General features: G+C 44.7%; 12 protein-coding genes. 5 read left to right on the top strand and 7 right to left on the bottom strand.

Annotation, left to right across the window (positions count from 1 at the left end; all coding sequences use genetic code 11):
- Window positions 1–11: 11 nt before the first annotated feature.
- A complete protein-coding gene (serB, locus tag F995_RS12445) occupies window positions 12–1232 on the bottom strand; it encodes a phosphoserine phosphatase SerB (RefSeq protein ID WP_004647186.1) in 1221 nt (406 codons plus the stop codon).
- A 77-nt stretch (window positions 1233–1309) separates the two neighbouring features.
- On the opposite strand from serB, the gene F995_RS12440 reads away from it, so the two are divergent.
- A complete protein-coding gene (locus F995_RS12440; protein ID WP_004647185.1) occupies window positions 1310–2563 on the top strand; it encodes a hypothetical protein in 1254 nt (417 codons plus the stop codon).
- Between the two features lie 94 nt (window positions 2564–2657).
- Here F995_RS12440 and ppk1 read toward each other — a convergent pair whose 3' ends face one another.
- The 5 genes from ppk1 to F995_RS12415 all read right to left on the bottom strand — a co-directional run bounded on the left by ppk1 (window position 2658) and on the right by F995_RS12415 (window position 9250).
- Window positions 2658–4721, bottom strand: a complete 2064-nt coding sequence (gene ppk1, locus F995_RS12435; protein ID WP_004647184.1) for a polyphosphate kinase 1 — start codon at window positions 4719–4721, stop codon at window positions 2658–2660.
- A 177-nt stretch (window positions 4722–4898) separates the two neighbouring features.
- Window positions 4899–5846, bottom strand: a complete 948-nt coding sequence (locus F995_RS12430; RefSeq protein ID WP_004647183.1) for a bile acid:sodium symporter family protein — start codon at window positions 5844–5846, stop codon at window positions 4899–4901.
- A 125-nt stretch (window positions 5847–5971) separates the two neighbouring features.
- On the bottom strand, window positions 5972–6601 hold the full coding sequence (pncA, locus tag F995_RS12425) for a bifunctional nicotinamidase/pyrazinamidase (RefSeq protein WP_004647181.1): 630 nt from the start codon (window positions 6599–6601) through the stop codon (window positions 5972–5974).
- A 308-nt stretch (window positions 6602–6909) separates the two neighbouring features.
- A complete protein-coding gene (gene mhpT, locus F995_RS12420; protein ID WP_004647180.1) occupies window positions 6910–8115 on the bottom strand; it encodes a 3-(3-hydroxy-phenyl)propionate transporter MhpT in 1206 nt (401 codons plus the stop codon).
- 370 nt (window positions 8116–8485) lie between these two features.
- Window positions 8486–9250, bottom strand: coding sequence for an IS5 family transposase (locus F995_RS12415; protein ID WP_004645258.1), 765 nt, complete (start codon window positions 9248–9250; stop codon window positions 8486–8488).
- A 448-nt stretch (window positions 9251–9698) separates the two neighbouring features.
- Here F995_RS12415 and dapA point away from each other — a divergent pair, with 448 nt between their 5' ends.
- Genes dapA through purC form a run of 3 tightly spaced genes read left to right on the top strand, consistent with a single transcriptional unit; the run spans window position 9699 to window position 11975 of the window.
- Window positions 9699–10598, top strand: a complete 900-nt coding sequence (gene dapA / locus F995_RS12410) for a 4-hydroxy-tetrahydrodipicolinate synthase (RefSeq protein ID WP_004647179.1) — start codon at window positions 9699–9701, stop codon at window positions 10596–10598.
- Between the two features lie 14 nt (window positions 10599–10612).
- Complete coding sequence (locus F995_RS12405; RefSeq protein WP_004647178.1) at window positions 10613–11218, top strand: hypothetical protein; 606 nt, start codon at window positions 10613–10615, stop codon at window positions 11216–11218.
- Between the two features lie 37 nt (window positions 11219–11255).
- A complete protein-coding gene (purC, locus tag F995_RS12400; RefSeq protein WP_004281247.1) occupies window positions 11256–11975 on the top strand; it encodes a phosphoribosylaminoimidazolesuccinocarboxamide synthase in 720 nt (239 codons plus the stop codon).
- A gap of 309 nt (window positions 11976–12284) precedes the next feature.
- Here purC and F995_RS12395 read toward each other — a convergent pair whose 3' ends face one another.
- Window positions 12285–13553, bottom strand: coding sequence for a replication-associated recombination protein A (locus F995_RS12395; protein ID WP_004647177.1), 1269 nt, complete (start codon window positions 13551–13553; stop codon window positions 12285–12287).
- 263 nt (window positions 13554–13816) lie between these two features.
- On the opposite strand from F995_RS12395, the gene F995_RS12390 reads away from it, so the two are divergent.
- Window positions 13817–15955, top strand: a complete 2139-nt coding sequence (locus F995_RS12390) for a putative bifunctional diguanylate cyclase/phosphodiesterase (RefSeq protein ID WP_004647176.1) — start codon at window positions 13817–13819, stop codon at window positions 15953–15955.
- Window position 15956 lies beyond the last annotated feature (1 nt).

Genomic DNA, 15956 nt, shown 5'->3' with positions numbered 1-15956 from the left:
AAAGCCTGTACTTATGCACGGTTCAGGTCTTTATCATGTACGCCGAGCAGATACAGCACACCGTCCAGACCGACGCTAGAAATCGCCTGATTGGCATTTTGGCGTACCAGAGGTTTGGCACGGAAAGCCACCCCCAGTCCTGCAATGGATAACATAGGCAAGTCATTGGCGCCATCACCGACTGCAATGGTTTGTTCCAGGGAAATTCCCATCTCCTGGGCGATTTCACCGAGCAAGAAGGCTTTACGCGCGCCATCGACAATATGGCCTTTGACTTCACCGGTAACCACACCATCCTGCACATCAAGCGCATTGGCATGTACTTCATCAATATCCAGTTTAGTTTGCAGATATTCCGCAAAATACTGAAAACCTCCAGAAAGAATTGCAGTACGGTAACCCAATGCTTTCAAAGTCGAAATCAGGCGTTCAGCCCCTTCAGTAATGGTCAGGCGCTCGGCAATTTTCGGCAGTACCGATGCGTCCATACCTTTTAACAAGGCAACACGGGCACGGAAGCTTTGCTGGAAGTCTAGCTCGCCTTGCATGGCACGTTCGGTAATTTCTGCAACCTGCTCACCAACACCGGCTTCAATTGCCAATTCGTCAATCACTTCCTGCTCGATCAGGGTCGAGTCCATATCAAAGCAGACCAGACGGCGGTTACGGCGATAGGCATTGTCTTCCTGAACCGCGACATCGACATTCAGTTCATTCGACAGGCTGAGACAGGCCGCACGCATGGCAGCTGCATCCAGCATTTGTCCACTGAGGCCAAACTGGACACAGGCACGTTTTGGACCGGCACTCTGACCATCTAAAACGGGGCGACCAGACAGACGGGTCACGGTTTCAATATTAAAACCCTGGCCCGAGACAATCTGGGTCACGGCTTGCAGATGAGAGGCATTTAATTCAGGGGCCAATGCCGTTACGATATAACGTGTGCGTCCACCCTCTTTGACCCACTGCTCATATTCAGTTGCAGAGATCGGTTTAAAGCGCACGGTTAACCCGATATCATGTGCTAGAATCAGGATCTCCTTCATGGCTAATGCGGTTGCAGTCTGGTCTTCAGAGGCAACAACAATACCTAAGGTTAGCTGATTATGAATAACCGCTTGCCCTACATCTAAAATCTGTAGGGAATGAGCGGACAAAACCTGCATTAATCGTGTAAATTGATTAGGCTGGTCAGGTCCTAAGAATGATATAAGAATGATTTCTCGCATGAATTGACTCGGGTCTGAGCTACAACTATTGTTAGAATCATAATCGAAATTGAACAGAATTGCCTTGGAAGTTTACGTTGAATGCGCCTAGACAAGGGCTATTTGCTAGCCTATTGATTGTAAGTTTTGCTCTGCATACCTTTTTACTGGTATTGGCAACCACTCACCAACTGAATGAAAACCGTGCCAATCAGGGACAGCTGATCACCAGTCAACTGGTGACAGACAGCCTGTCTGAGCTTGAACCGCCCAACCGCGTTTCTCTGGCTTTGCTGGCAAATCGTTATGCCACCAATCCAAGTGTAGCTTCCATTCGAATTCTGGATGCGAAAGCTCAGGTTTTAGCCACTGGTGGATTGACCAAAACTCGCGAGGGTGAAGTTTTTGTCCGTGATGCGCTGCAAAACGAGAAAAAAGTCGGTGTGATTGAAATCACCCTGATTGAACCAAGTATTGGTGAAATTCTGCGCACGCAATGGCTGGCGATTCTGTTCTCGTTCATTATTCACGCGTTAATCTGGGTGGCTTACCGTGCCATTGCCCGTCCAAGCCGGACTGAATATCTGGCGCGCATCAATAACGAATCGCGGCTGAAATTCGAGATTCAGACCCTGACCCAGGCATTGGAACAGGAAAAGCATAATGCGGCACTGGCGATTGCCCAAGCCCAACAGGCAGTGAAAAATAAAGCCAAAGAAAAAGAACATAAGCCGGCGGTACTGGAGAGCGATAGCCTGAGCTTAAACATCCAGTTCTACGATCCAAAACAATTACTGGATAGCGTGAATAAAACCGTTTCAGTGCCTTATTTCAATCTCTGCCAGATTTTCCTGAATAAAGCCACCGAACTCTGTGTGCAACGCTATAAATTGAATAGTTCTGATATTTGTACCGTACATAAATTTGATGAAAAAGGTGCCACCATTAGTATCGCGGCAGACAAACCGAATGCCCTGGCCTGCCTGACCATGATCAGTGCCGTGTTCCAGCTGCTTTCGGAAGTGCTGTATAAACGCTATCGTGAAGAAAAACGTTTTGTGCTACAAACCCGTAGCGCGATTGCCTCTAAAGTCGAGGAGATGCAGCTCAGCTCGGTACAGGCCGCTGAGCGCCTGACTCAGCATCTGGTCGCGAAAGAAAGTGCCTTACATGTACCGAACACCTTGCTGAAAGATGTGAGTGATCACTTCCAGCTGGTCAGCATGCCGAATCCAACCAATGTCCTGACCCGTCACGCTTTTGTGGTGAATGGGATGGATGCTGAAAGCGCCGAGCTGGCACAGACTTTTAGAACTGAAATTCTAAAATCCAAACAGTCCAAAGCCTCATAAATATCCTTGAATGTTTTAATTAAAAAAGCCGGATCCAACATCCGGCTTTTTTATGGGTACAAAACAAATACGCCAGTGTGTCTTGGCCTATCTCTTAAATTTTTAACTGTTTTTGTTCCAGCAGATATTGCTGGGCATTATAAGGCTGGGCCGGATCCTGACAGGGGACTTTATGCCACTGACCCTCGGCATCTAACTCCCATGCATTGTGACAATCTTTTAAATAGCTGATCAGGCCATCTTTATAAATCCGTTTTTTCAGCTCTGGATCCAGCACCGGGAAACAGGTTTCCACCCGGGAAAACAGGTTACGGCCCATCCAGTCGGCACTGGCACAATACAGTTTCTTGGCACCGCCATGTTCAAAATAATAAACCCGGGTATGTTCCAGGAAACGTCCTACGATTGAACGGACCTGGATATTTTCAGACATACCGGTAACTTGTGGAATCAGACAGCAGATTGAACGCACAATCAGGTCAATTTTTACCCCAGCCTGCGAAGCCTGATACAGGGCAGCAATCAATTGCGGTTCGGTAAGTGCATTCATTTTGATGATGATATGCGCGGCTCTGCCGGCCAGGGCAAATGCCTTTTCCTGTTCAATCAGTTTCAGCAATTCGCTATGCAGGGTAAACGGTGCATGCAGCAAGGCTTTCAGTTTGGCCATTTTCCCCATACCAGTCAGTTCCTGGAACATGCGGTGCACATCTTCACAGATATCCGGCTGTGTGGTCATCAGGCCATAATCGGTGTACATGCGGGCATTACCGGCATGATAGTTTCCGGTACCCAGATGCGCATAACGCAGTAATTCCTGATTTTCACGCCGGACAATCAGAATCATTTTGGCATGGGTTTTATAACCGACAATGCCATAGACCACGACCGCGCCGGCTTCTTGCAGGATATTGGCCACCATGATGTTAGATTCCTCATCGAAACGCGCCCGCAGTTCAATCACGGCCGTGACTTCTTTGCCATTCCGTGCGGCTTCTGCCAGCACCTGGACTATTTCCGAGTCCGGACCACTACGATACAGCGTCTGCTTGATCGCCAGCACCGCCGGGTCCTTGGCCGCTTCCCGCAGTAAAGTAATCACCGGCTGGAATGAATCAAAAGGATGATGCAGCAGCACATCCTGCGCCTTCAAAATTTCAAAAATGCTTTTCTGTTTACGGAAAATTTTCGGAATGACCGGACTAAAATGCGGATACTTTAATTCCGGACGCTCAAAACTGGTACTCAGGCGGGACAAATTGATCGGTCCATCAATCCGGTACAGTTCCTGTTCCGTCAGATCAAATTCATCTAGCAAATAGTCGATGATGTTCTGTGGAGAGTCATTTTCAATTTCCAGACGTACTGCACGACCAAAGCGGCGCGAACATAGTTCGTCTTTTAAAGCCACCGCCAGATCATCGACATCTTCCGATAGTACCAGATCGGCATTGCGGGTGACCCGAAAGGCATAACAGCCGGTCGCTTTCATGCCCGGGAACAAATCACTGATATGCTGCTGGATGATCGCAGTCAGAAAGATCTGGGTGGTATTGTTTCCGGTGACATCTTCCGGAATTTTAATCAGGCAGGGTAAGGAACGTGGTGCCGGCACAATTGCCATCTCGATTTCACGGCCAAAGGCATCTTTACCTTCTAGGCTGATAATAAAGTTCAGACTTTTATTCACCAAACGTGGAAAAGGATGTGAAGGATCCAGGCTGATCGGGGTCAGTACCGGTTGTACTTCTTTGGCAAAAAAGGCTGCAATCCACGCCTTGTGTTTTTCCAGAAGATCCTGATATTGAAGAAACTGGATACCCTGCGCCTGAAGTTCAGGCAAAATCGCATGATTCAGCACCTCATACTGCTTGTTAACTGTGGCATGAATGGACTGGGACAGTTCTTGTAGAATCAGCTCGGTGGGTACAGCATCAGGCGTCCGGGTAGTCGCATTCAGGTCTTGCTGTTTCATCAGCCCGGCAATCCTGATTTCAAAGAACTCATCCAGGTTACGGGAAAAAATAATCAGGAAGTTTAAGCGCTCTAAAATCGGTAAATTCGGATCGAGTGCTTGTGCCAAGACACGACGCTGAAATTCAAATAAGGAAAGTTCCCGATTAAAATAGGTCGCTGACGAATGCTGAAATTGTTCCATGCCCTCTCAATGCTGCTGATTACAGTCTGTTGTTTCACATCATTGAGGGGCGATCTTAGGCAGACTTCATGACACTTATGTTACAAAGCCCGATAAATCGATATAAATTAATATTTTAATTTTTAAAATTATAAAACATCATGCTCTGGCTTGTTGTGCGCTGTCATCAAACTGCAATTAGGTGTCTGTTTTTTCAGTTTGTCTGGCAGCCCAATAAGTGGCTAAAGCTGGCCCTGAAATATTATGCCACAGACTGAAAATGGCACTTGGTAAAGCGGTAAGTGGTGATGCGGCAAAATGGGTTGCCGCCAAGGCCACACCCAGACCAGAATTCTGCATCCCGACTTCAATGGATACTGCACGACAGTCTATTTCTGCCAAGTGAAATATACGACTGGTCCAATAACCCAGTAAATAGCCCATACCATTGTGTAAGGCCACGATTCCTAAAATCATTAAACCGGATTCCAGAATCTGGGTTTTGCTGCCGGCAATAATCGCCGCGACAATTGCCACAATCGCTATTACAGAAATCAACGGCATCACCTGAATATAGGCCGTGACTTTTTGCTTGAGTAGCGCCCGTACGATTAAGCCCAGAATAATTGGGAATAACACCACCTGTAAGATCGACACCAGCATCGACCAGGCATTGATCTCGATCCACTGACTGGCCAACACATAGAAAATGGCCGGAGTTAAAATGGGCGCCAGTAAAGTCGAAACCGAGGTACAGGCAACAGACAAGGCGGTATTGCCCTTGGCCATATAGGTAATCACATTGGATGCGGTTCCACCCGGACAGCAACCCACCAAGATTACCCCGATGGCAATCTCTGGTGGCAGCTGAAACAGCTTGCACAGTAGAAAAGCCAAACCTGGCATCACCACAAACTGGGCCACCACGCCAATCGCTACTGCTTTCGGACTTTGCAGGACACTTTTAAAATCGCCTACCGTCATGGTCATACCCATGCCAAACATAATGATGCCCAACATCCACGGAATATAAGCCCGTAACCAGACAAAAGTTTCAGGGATCATCAAGGCAATGCCGGAAAAAAGCAGCACCCATAAAGCAAAGGTTTTTTGGACAAATTGGCTAAACTGGAGCAAGGCTGACATGGGTTTCATCCAGGTGACATTAAGGGAGAAAAAGCAAGATAAAACAGGCACCCGTTGATGCCTGAATTTTTATATTCAAATATAAATAAGATCAAAGGGATATTAAGTTCTATCCCTATCCAGTGTTAAGCTGCTTGAACAATATCTTTCACATAGATACGTTTCACGCCATGCGACAGCATATCCTGCCAGGCATGTTGCAAGGAACCATTCAGGTCAATGCCCTTGGTGGCATCGGCAATCACATAGGTTTTAAAGCCCAGTTTGCAGGCATCGATTGCAGTCCAGGCCACACAAAAGTCCGTAGCAATCCCGACCACAAATACGGTATCAATCCCACGTTCACGCAGATAGCCAGCAAGACCCGTCGTGGTTTTCTGGTCAGCTTCCATAAAGGCCGAGTAACTGTCGATCTGGGAATGAAAACCCTTGCGAATGATGAGTTGTGCTTGCGGTAAATTTAAATCCGGATGCAGTTCGGCATCGAGTGTCCCTTGCACACAATGCTTTGGCCATAAAACCTGAGTACCATAATCCAGCTGAATACTGTCATAGGCTACTTTGCCGGGATGGTTGTCTACAAAGGAAATATGGTTGTCCGGATGCCAGTCTTGGGTCAGGATAATATGCTTAAAATGCTGCCCCAATAGATTAATATTTGGAATAATCTGGTCAGCATTGGCTACAGCCAGATTGCCTCCCGGGGTAAATCCTCTTTGTACGTCTACGACCAGTAAAGCAACATTATTCTGCATCTGTTTTCATCCATTGAAATCTCGATTTATGCCCAAGCATAGCGCAAAATACCTCAGGATTTTTAGCTCTACGGTTAAAAATGGCATGACTGTGTATTCTCGGCATGTGTATATGAGCAGATCAATAGATTCATTGTTTTTGACAAATATGAGATGAGTTCCGGGCTTGTATCAAGCTAGATCTCTGCAAAAAAAATAAGTTTTAAGATAAAGTGATGAGTCTTTTTAATAATAAAACAGTGTATTTAATTCTTAAATTCAGAAAATAAAAAAGCCTGCAAGAGCAGGCTTTTTTAAATCGTTGAACCTTACACTTTAGTGCGGTTCACCAGGAACAGCATACATAATGCAGAGATGATGATACATGGGATCGCAGCAGTAATGACCCCCGCAGCACCGAAACCTGCTGTCAATAACTGACCGGCAATGACTGGCCCCAGCATGGCACCGATACGGCCAACTGCAGATGCAACACCAACACCAGTACCACGCACTTCTGTCGGATAAACGATACTACCGAAGGCATACAGTACACCCTGACAGCCAATCACGAAGGCACCGGCCAATGCTGCTGCCATATACATCTGGTTCAGCGAGCTTGCACCATTCAGCGCCAGTAGACCTGCCAGAATACCGCCGTACATCAACAGGATCACATAGGCTTTCTTCCAGCGGTCGGTCAGCATACCCAAAATAATCGTACCAATCGTCGCTGTAACCATGAAGTAGAATTGTGCAGTTGAACCATCTTTACGGGTAAAGCCAAGTTCCATAAACAATGATGGCAACCAGCTCAACATGATGTAAACCACCATCAAGGTAAAGAAGTAGCTCACCCAGATACACAGCGTACGCAACAGGTTGTCCGAATTAAACAGATCCTTAAATGAACCCTTCGGTGTAACGGCAAGTTCTGCAGCCGTTTTGTTCTGTGCTTTCAGGTATTCCTGCGATTCAGGCAAAAATAGCATCATCAGCGGAATGGCAAAAATCGGTAACAGACCACCGAGATAGAAAACATTTTTCCAGTTGGCACCAAATTCAGTCGCCGCAATCAAAGACAAAATCGCTGCGCCGACTGGCATGCCGCAGTACATCAAGCCCACTGCACGGCCACGGTTTTGTGGAGAGACTGCTTCAGAAGCAAGCGTGATCAGAATTGGCATCGCGCCGCCCAGACCTGCTCCAGCCAGGAAACGCATTGCCAGCAAGCTGTTAAAGCTATTGACCCAAACCGTACATAAGGTAAATACAGCAAATATTGCTGTTGACCAGATCAAGACTTTCTTACGGCCAATGCGGTCCGCAAATCGACCACCAACCAGTGCACCCGGTAATAAACCCAGAATCCCTGCACTAAAAAACACACCCAACTGGGAACTATCGAGACCAAAATGCTCACGAATACCTGCAGCAGCAATTCCGGCTGCCTGAATATCTAAGCCTTCAATCACCGCAATCAGAAAACAGATCGCGACCGTGACGATAGCATGCTTATTGTCTGATTTTTCCATTGGATTATCCTTGTTCAATCAGCGTTACAAAAGACAGCCATCATCTATGAGCCTGATTGCAGAAATAACTATCAATAAGTTGAACGTTTTGCTTGGATATTCCATAAGGAGCTGAAGTAGATGAATTGAAGATGCTGACTGATAAAGTCGCAAAAACACTTAATCAGAACATCATAAAGTTCAAGACTTAGAGTTTAAAGCTTATACATCAAGTTAAAAAATTAACCGATAAGAAAAAAAATTCTCAATTTATTGATATTTAAAAAAGATTAGTCTTAGTCGTTTTTGGCTTTATTTGTTTTGGTACGAGAGTACGATCAAGATGTACGAGGTCTCAATTTATCCAATATAACTAGGGTCTGTTGACATTTCAAGTATAGAATTTACCCGATAAAGGTAGCCAAATAAATATACAAGCTAATGCAACTGCCCCCTCATAGCTACACTTTAGCTTATCATATCGTGTTGCTATTCCTCTGAACTGCTTTAACCTACAAAATGCATTCTCAACTAAGTGTCTGATTTTATATAAATACCAATCCATATGATCATTATTTGACTGAGTATTTGATTTTCTTGGAATATTCGCTTTAGTTTTTTTCGCAGATATTTGTTCTCTTAATGATTCAGAGTCATATCCTTTGTCTGCACAACATACTTCCGTTTCACTCAAATCAAGTTTTTCAATCATTTTGGGAGCAATCTTGACATCATGTATCGTTCCATCGGAGATAATAATTTCGATTGGATTGCCATCCGCATCAACAGCTAAGTGTATTTTAGAACTATTTCCACCAATGCTTTTAGAAATATCCTGATCTTTTATTCCAGCAGAATGTTGGTGTGCCCGAACATGACTACCATCAATAAAAACCCATTCCATATCAGCACTTGAAGAAATTAATTTAAATATTTTCATTAACTTATCATTTTTACACCAACGATTATATTTTTTAAAGATTGAGTTATACGAACCAAATTCTTTAGGCAAATCACGCCATGGGCAGCCTGTTCTTATTCTATAAAGTATTGCTTCGACAAAATTTCTCAAATTAGATTTGAAATAGATATCAAAATTTCGGAAAATAGAAAGTAACTTAGACCAGTGTTGATCATTCAGCATTGTACGAGGCATAGCGAGAAGTAAATTTAGTTTGGCGATTAAATTTTACTTTCTCGCTATTTTTTTGAACAGTAAATGTCAACAGACCCTATTAATCAAAAATTAAAAGGCATAAAAATGGCAGTTTTCAGCTGATCTTTTTGCACAAGCCTTATCATTATTGGGTTCATTTGGGGTAATCTCCTCCATTGTCTAGACTGGAGACATAACTTTGGTCTCAGGATTTTGCTTTATAAATCATCTTATTTATTACTTGATTGTTTCCAAAAGGCTTTGTATAAAGAATTCAGTAGCTTTTACTAAAGCATATTGTTCTTATGCGTTTGATCAGTCATAATTTGCATAAGCAATATTCAATTCAATGCAAATCTATTGAATTTGCTATAAATCAAAATACAAATCCATCCCAATTTATGTTTTCTCATTCCTTTCGGATGGACAAATAGGATAGTTTTTTAAAATGACTCAGCAAGCACAGACCATTCAAGGTTCCATAGTCGCAATCGTCACCCCTATGTTTGAAGATGGCAGCGTAGATTGGAAGGGTCTCGAGAAGCTGGTTGAATGGCACATTGCAGAGGGCACCAACAGTATTGTCGCCGTTGGAACAACAGGCGAAGCCTCTACTCTCAGTATGAGTGAACACACCCAGGTGATCAAAGAAATCATTCGTGTGGCCAACAAACGTATTCCTATTATTGCCGGCACAGGTGCGAACTCGACCCGTGAAGCGATCGAACTGACCCGCGAAGCCAAAGAGCTAGGGGCAGATGCCGCTTTACTGGTAACGCCATATTATAACAAACCGACTCAGGAAGGCTTGTATCAGCATTATAAAGCTATTGCTGAAGCTGTTGACCTGCCACAGATTCTTTATAATGTTCCAGGCCGTACCGGTGTGGATATGGCCAATGAAACCGTGATTCGCCTGGCGGATATTCCACAAATTATCGGTATTAAAGATGCGACTGGCGATGTACCGCGCGGTGCTGAACTGCTACAAGGTCTTGTAGGCAAAGACATGACTGTTTATTCGGGTGATGATGCCACTGCATATCAGCTGATCGGTCATGGTGCCAAAGGTAATATCTCGGTCACAGCGAATGTGGCTCCGAAAGCTATGAGCGAAGTGTGTGCTGCCGCCATTGCCGGTGATGCAACCACAGCTGAACAGTTAAATGCTCAGGTTGCAAATTTACACAATATTTTATTTTGCGAATCGAACCCAATTCCTGTGAAATGGGCACTCCATGACATGGGCTTAATTGGTACGGGTATTCGCCTTCCATTAACACCACTTGCAGAACAATATCGCGCTCCGCTTCATGAAGCACTGGTCGAAGCGGGCGTTATTAAATAAAAGAGCACAAGATTATGCAATTACGTTTAGGACTTAGCCTTACACTTTCAGTATTCAGTTTGGCAGGTTGTAGTTCAATGGCCTTTAATAACGGCACTTTAGACTATAAAGAGACTACTACCCTGGAAGCTTTACAATATCCTGAAGGCGCCATGGTTCGTCCTGCAACGCCATTGTATCCTGCTCCAACAGTTGATCCGCTTGCAATTGAACATGCACCGAAGCTTGAAAACCAGCGTGGCAACCGTTTTGCCTTGCCACGCCCACAAGCCCAGACTGAAAACTCAAATACAGCTGATCTAACCGAAACCAATACAGTGGGTCAACCACAGTTGGTCACTGACGGAAATCTTAATCCGCTGCTTAAAATTGAGGGAAATTCTGCTACAATTTGGCAATATACACTTGCCACCCTCAGCAGTCTGAATCATAGCATCGTTGCGCAGAGCAAAAATCGTTACGAAGTCACGATTAAGGTCGACCAGCAGACCTATGTATTAAGATTATCTTCTGTCGGTTCGAGTAATAACCTTGCTGTGTTCAATGCCGATAACAGTTTTGCCGACCGTGAAAAAGCTGCAGAACTGCTCAACCAGATTTACCAAAATTGGCCAGCCTAGACATTTCTAGGCATTTTTTTTTGTAAAAGGTTCCCTCATGTTAAAACAAACCTTGCTCTATACTGGTAAAGCGAAATCTGTCTACACCACAGACAGTTCAGACCATCTGATTTTAGTCTTTCGCGATGATGCCTCAGCATTCAATGGCGAAAAAATTGAGCAACTAGATCGTAAAGGCAAGGTGAACAACCGTTTTAACGCCTTCATCATGGAAAAACTGGCAGAAGCGGGAATTGAGACCCACTTTGAAAAGCTACTGACTCCAAATGAAGTGCTGGTGAAAAAACTGGATATGATCCCGGTTGAATGTGTGATCCGTAACTATGCAGCAGGTTCTTTATGCCGCCGCCTGGGTGTGGAAGAAGGCAAGGAACTGACTCCTCCAACATTTGAATTGTTCTTTAAAGATGATGCGCTTGGCGATCCAATGGTCAATGAATCACAAGCCATTGCTTTAGGTTGGGCAACTGCTGAACAATTGGCGAAAATGAAAGAATTGACTTACCAAGTGAACGACGTGCTTAAAGCATTGTTTGACGCAGGTAACATGATTCTGGTCGATTTCAAACTTGAATTTGGTGTGTTCCACGACCGTATCGTACTTGGTGATGAATTCTCTCCAGACGGTTGCCGTCTATGGGACAAAGACACCAAGAAAAAACTGGATAAAGACCGTTTCCGTCAAGGTTTAGGCGGCGTGGTTGAAGCCTATGAAGAAGTGGCTGGCCGTTTAGGTATCAACCTGGACAACATCTAATCTGGAAATGCGCAGATTCGAAAAAACCGAGCTTTTTAGCTCGGTTTTTTTATTTCCGGTTTTTAATCGGAAAAATAAATTTTTATTATTAAAATGATCGTTTTTACATCAAAAACTATCTGCATTAATATTATCTCATACCAGGCAAATCAGTGAATTGATGCACTTAGCTCCATATTTGCCGACCAGATTTTTCCTCTACCCTCTAGGATGTTATCTCCCTCAAAAAACATCCTACTTTCAGCCCAATTCACCTTGAATTGGGCTTTTTTTACTCTGTTCAATTAGTTGAGATACCCAGCTTTATTGCTACTGTTGTTGCTGTTGCCAACGGCGTTGCTGTAAACGCTCCCCTTCAACTTCACGTTTATTACGTGCTGATTCATACAGTTTGGTATTTTTCAATTCTGGCGGCATATATTCTTGCAGCACAAAATGCTCAGGATAATTATGCGGATACAGATAATCCACGCCATAGCCCTGTTCTTTCATCAGTTTGGTCGGTGCATTCCTTAAGTGCAAAGGCACTGGCAGATTTGAGGTTTTATCTGCGAGTTCCATCGCCTTGTTAATCGCCAGATAGGTACTATTACTTTTGGCACTGGTCGCTAGATAAACCGTACATTGTCCCAAAATAATCCTGCATTCCGGCATGCCTACGGCTTGCACAGAACGGAAACATTCACCAGCCAATAGCAAAGCATTTGGATTGGAGTTGCCGATATCTTCGGATGCGGCAATCAACATGCGCCGTGCAATGAATACCGGATCTTCACCGCCTTTGAGCATGCGTGCCATCCAGTACAGGGCCGCATCTGGGTCACTGCCGCGAATTGATTTAATAAAGGCCGAAACTAAATCATAGTGCTGCTCACCAGACTTGTCATAGCGGGCAATATTTTGCTGTGCCACTTTCACCACCACCGCATTGGTAATGATATTTTCCATATCCGCTTCAAAGGTACTGGCAATCAGATCCAGTAAATTCAGCGCCTTGCGGGCATCTCCTGCCGCGAACTGGATCAGGGCATCAAATTCTTCAATCAGGATATGTCTTTCCTGTAAGAAAGAGTCATTTTGCAAGGCTTGCGTCAACAAAGTCTGAATCGATTCAGCACTCAATGCATTCAGGCTATACACCTGACAACGTGATAACAAAGCACTATTCACTTCGAAAGACGGGTTTTCGGTGGTGGCGCCAATCAGGGTAATTTTGCCTTTCTCGACCGCATTTAATAATGCATCCTGCTGGGATTTATTAAAACGGTGAATTTCGTCAATAAACACCACTGGCGTCAGCAAATCGCCACCTTCGGCAATGATTTCACGTAGCTCTTTCACGCCGGTATTCAGGGCAGACAGACTGATAAAAGGCCGGTCTACCGCTTGAGCCAATAATAAGGCAATGGTAGTTTTGCCGACCCCGGGAGGTCCCCAAAAAATGATCGAAGGCAGATGCCCCTGATCAATCATCTGGCGTAAGGGCGCATGTTCTCCCAGCAAATGTTCCTGCCCGATAATCTGTGTAAGGTCGCGTGGCCGTAAGCGTTCTGGAAGCGGGATATGACTATCTGACATGTTATTATTGGCTCAAACTAAATTCTGATCTCATTCTAACATCAGCAGTTTTGATTCCAAGAATGCAAACATCAAGCATAAAAAATTAATTTATGTAGATATCCTCTATTTTTTTAATTCTGAATGAATTAATCTCTATAAAAGCGAATAATTTGAACATGATTAATTGTGAATTAATTACAGTGTAATTTTCATATTGTTTATTCTAATTAAAAGAAACTTATCTCGCCCCTTGGGCACTTTTGGGTTGTAGTGGTGAATGCATGAAGCATGATAAATTTGAACAGGGAGCTGTGAGTCGGTCTAAGCCACTGACGTCATCATCACTGATTGCACCCCACGTTCACTTGTCTGAATCGGTTTTGTTAAAAAATCTGATCGATGCCTTACCGCAACCCTTGTGGGTCAGCAACAAAAAACATCTGCAATATTTTAACGATGCCTTGACTGATTATCTTGGCGTGAACCTGAATGAACAGGGTCATCCGCAATGGCAGAGCTTTATTCATGCAGAAGACTTGCAGCTGTTTTTAGCGCAGTGGCATGCTGCGCTGGATCAGCATCAGAACTTTGAAACCCAGTGCCGGATTAAACGCAGTGATACCCATTATCGCATGTGTACCCTAGCGGTAAAATTTCATCATGAACCTGAACATTTGCTGCAATGGGCCGTTTCCCTGACTGATGTGCATGATTATTTTGAAATCCAACAGCAACTTTCTCAGATTGTTTCAACCCAGGAAAACATGTTGGATGCCAGCGCAGACTGCATCAACATTATCAGTCCTGAAGGCGAGATTCAGCATAGCAACCAAGCTGGCTGTCTCGCACAAGCAAATGAGACCGCAGAACAAGATCAGGACCGTTCATTGTGCTGGTTAAATCGCTTAACCCCTGAAGCCCGAAAATCCGGGCAACGTGCTTTGAAACAGGCAGCCCAAGGCTTAAACAGCCGTTTCTCCAGCAAAATCCAGATCAAAGATCAATCGATCCAATATTGGGATCATCTGCTCACCCCGATTCTGGATCAGCAGAATATTACTCAAAATATCCTCTGTGTATCACGTAATATCAGTCAGCAAAAAATTGCAGAAACGCGTTTAAAAGAAGTAATTAAACGGGATGAACTCACCGGCCTGTATAATCGTAGTACCTTCTATAAAACCTTTAAGCAGGTGCTTTTAAAGGCCAAACAACAGCAGACCATGGCGGGTTTACTGCTGATTGATCTGGACTATTTCCGGCATATTAATGACACCTTGGGCCATATTGCCGGCGATCATCTGCTACATGTCTTGGGCAAACGTTTCCAGACCTGCTTCGGGCCAAATACCATCATCGCCCGTTTGGGTGGCGATGAATTTGCCGTACTGGTCAAAAATCTGGAAAGTGAAGAGCAGCTGCTGGCAACGGCGCAAATGGCCTATGCCCAGCTGGATCAGCCCATCAATTATGTCGGCAATAGCATCAGCAGTGCCATGAGTATTGGCTGTGCCATCTATCCACGTGATGCATTGAATACCTCTAATCTGCTGAAATGTGCTGATATCGCCTTAAATGACCTGAAAAATAGTGGTCGTGGTGGCATCCGCATGTTTAATCAGGAAATGTGTGGGTCACTGGAAAATATAACCAAGCAGCTGACTCTGGCTCGCAAGATTATTCTGGCCGATCAGATCATTCCCTATTACCAACCTAAAGTACGTCTTTCTGATGGTGCAGTGATTGGTTTCGAAGCACTATTACGCTGGCAAGATCAGAATCAGAACATTCAGTTACCTTCCGAAATTTTTGCTGCCTTTCAGGACTATGAGCTGGCCTCACGCATCAGTGAGACCATGCAACTGAAAGTCTTTGCAGATATGAGTCGCTGGCAGGCACAAGGTCTGGATCTGTTACCGATTTCCATCAATGCTGCACCGGTCGAATTCCTGCGCGATGACTATGCCGAAAAACTGTTGGCACGCCTGTCCAATTTCGATATTCCGGCCCACAAAGTTGAACTGGAAATTACCGAACAGAGCCTGTCCGAGCATGGTGCCAATTATGTGGTTCGCGCCCTCAACCTGCTGAAACAGGCTGGAATCCAGATTTCGCTGGATGATTTCGGTACTGGACATTCTTCGCTGACTCGCTTGCAGGACTATCCGGTCGATTGCATCAAGATTGACCGCAACTTTGTAGAACGCATGAACAGTGACCCGTCTGCCCTGGCTATTGTCAAAGCCATTACTCAGATAGGCTCTAGTATTGCACTGGATGTTCTGGTGGAAGGAATCGAGAATACAGAACAGCTGGATACCCTGATCCATTGTGACTGTCAGATAGGACAAGGATTCTATTTCTATCGCCCGATGGCCGGTGCTTCGGCTCAGGCTCTACTCCATCCAGCAGATCAATAAA

Source organism: Acinetobacter sp. CIP A162, assembly GCF_000367905.1.
In the GTDB taxonomy this organism is placed as follows: Bacteria; Pseudomonadota; Gammaproteobacteria; order Pseudomonadales; family Moraxellaceae; genus Acinetobacter; species Acinetobacter lwoffii.
This window is presented reverse-complemented; position numbering and strand designations above follow the sequence as displayed.

Bases quoted from the DNA above. Each gene is read 5' to 3' on its own strand.
- F995_RS12415 (WP_004645258.1), bottom strand. From the start codon at position 9,250: ATGCCTCGTACAATGCTGAATGATCAACACTGGTCTAAGTTACTTTCT.
- purC (WP_004281247.1), top strand. From the start codon at position 11,256: ATGTTAAAACAAACCTTGCTCTATACTGGTAAAGCGAAATCTGTCTAC.
- pncA (WP_004647181.1), bottom strand. From the start codon at position 6,601: ATGCAGAATAATGTTGCTTTACTGGTCGTAGACGTACAAAGAGGATTT.
- F995_RS12395 (WP_004647177.1), bottom strand. From the start codon at position 13,553: ATGTCAGATAGTCATATCCCGCTTCCAGAACGCTTACGGCCACGCGAC.
- F995_RS12430 (WP_004647183.1), bottom strand. From the start codon at position 5,846: ATGTCAGCCTTGCTCCAGTTTAGCCAATTTGTCCAAAAAACCTTTGCT.
- serB (WP_004647186.1), bottom strand. From the start codon at position 1,232: ATGCGAGAAATCATTCTTATATCATTCTTAGGACCTGACCAGCCTAAT.
- dapA (WP_004647179.1), top strand. From the start codon at position 9,699: ATGACTCAGCAAGCACAGACCATTCAAGGTTCCATAGTCGCAATCGTC.
- ppk1 (WP_004647184.1), bottom strand. From the start codon at position 4,721: ATGGAACAATTTCAGCATTCGTCAGCGACCTATTTTAATCGGGAACTT.
- F995_RS12405 (WP_004647178.1), top strand. From the start codon at position 10,613: ATGCAATTACGTTTAGGACTTAGCCTTACACTTTCAGTATTCAGTTTG.
- F995_RS12390 (WP_004647176.1), top strand. From the start codon at position 13,817: ATGAAGCATGATAAATTTGAACAGGGAGCTGTGAGTCGGTCTAAGCCA.
- mhpT (WP_004647180.1), bottom strand. From the start codon at position 8,115: ATGGAAAAATCAGACAATAAGCATGCTATCGTCACGGTCGCGATCTGT.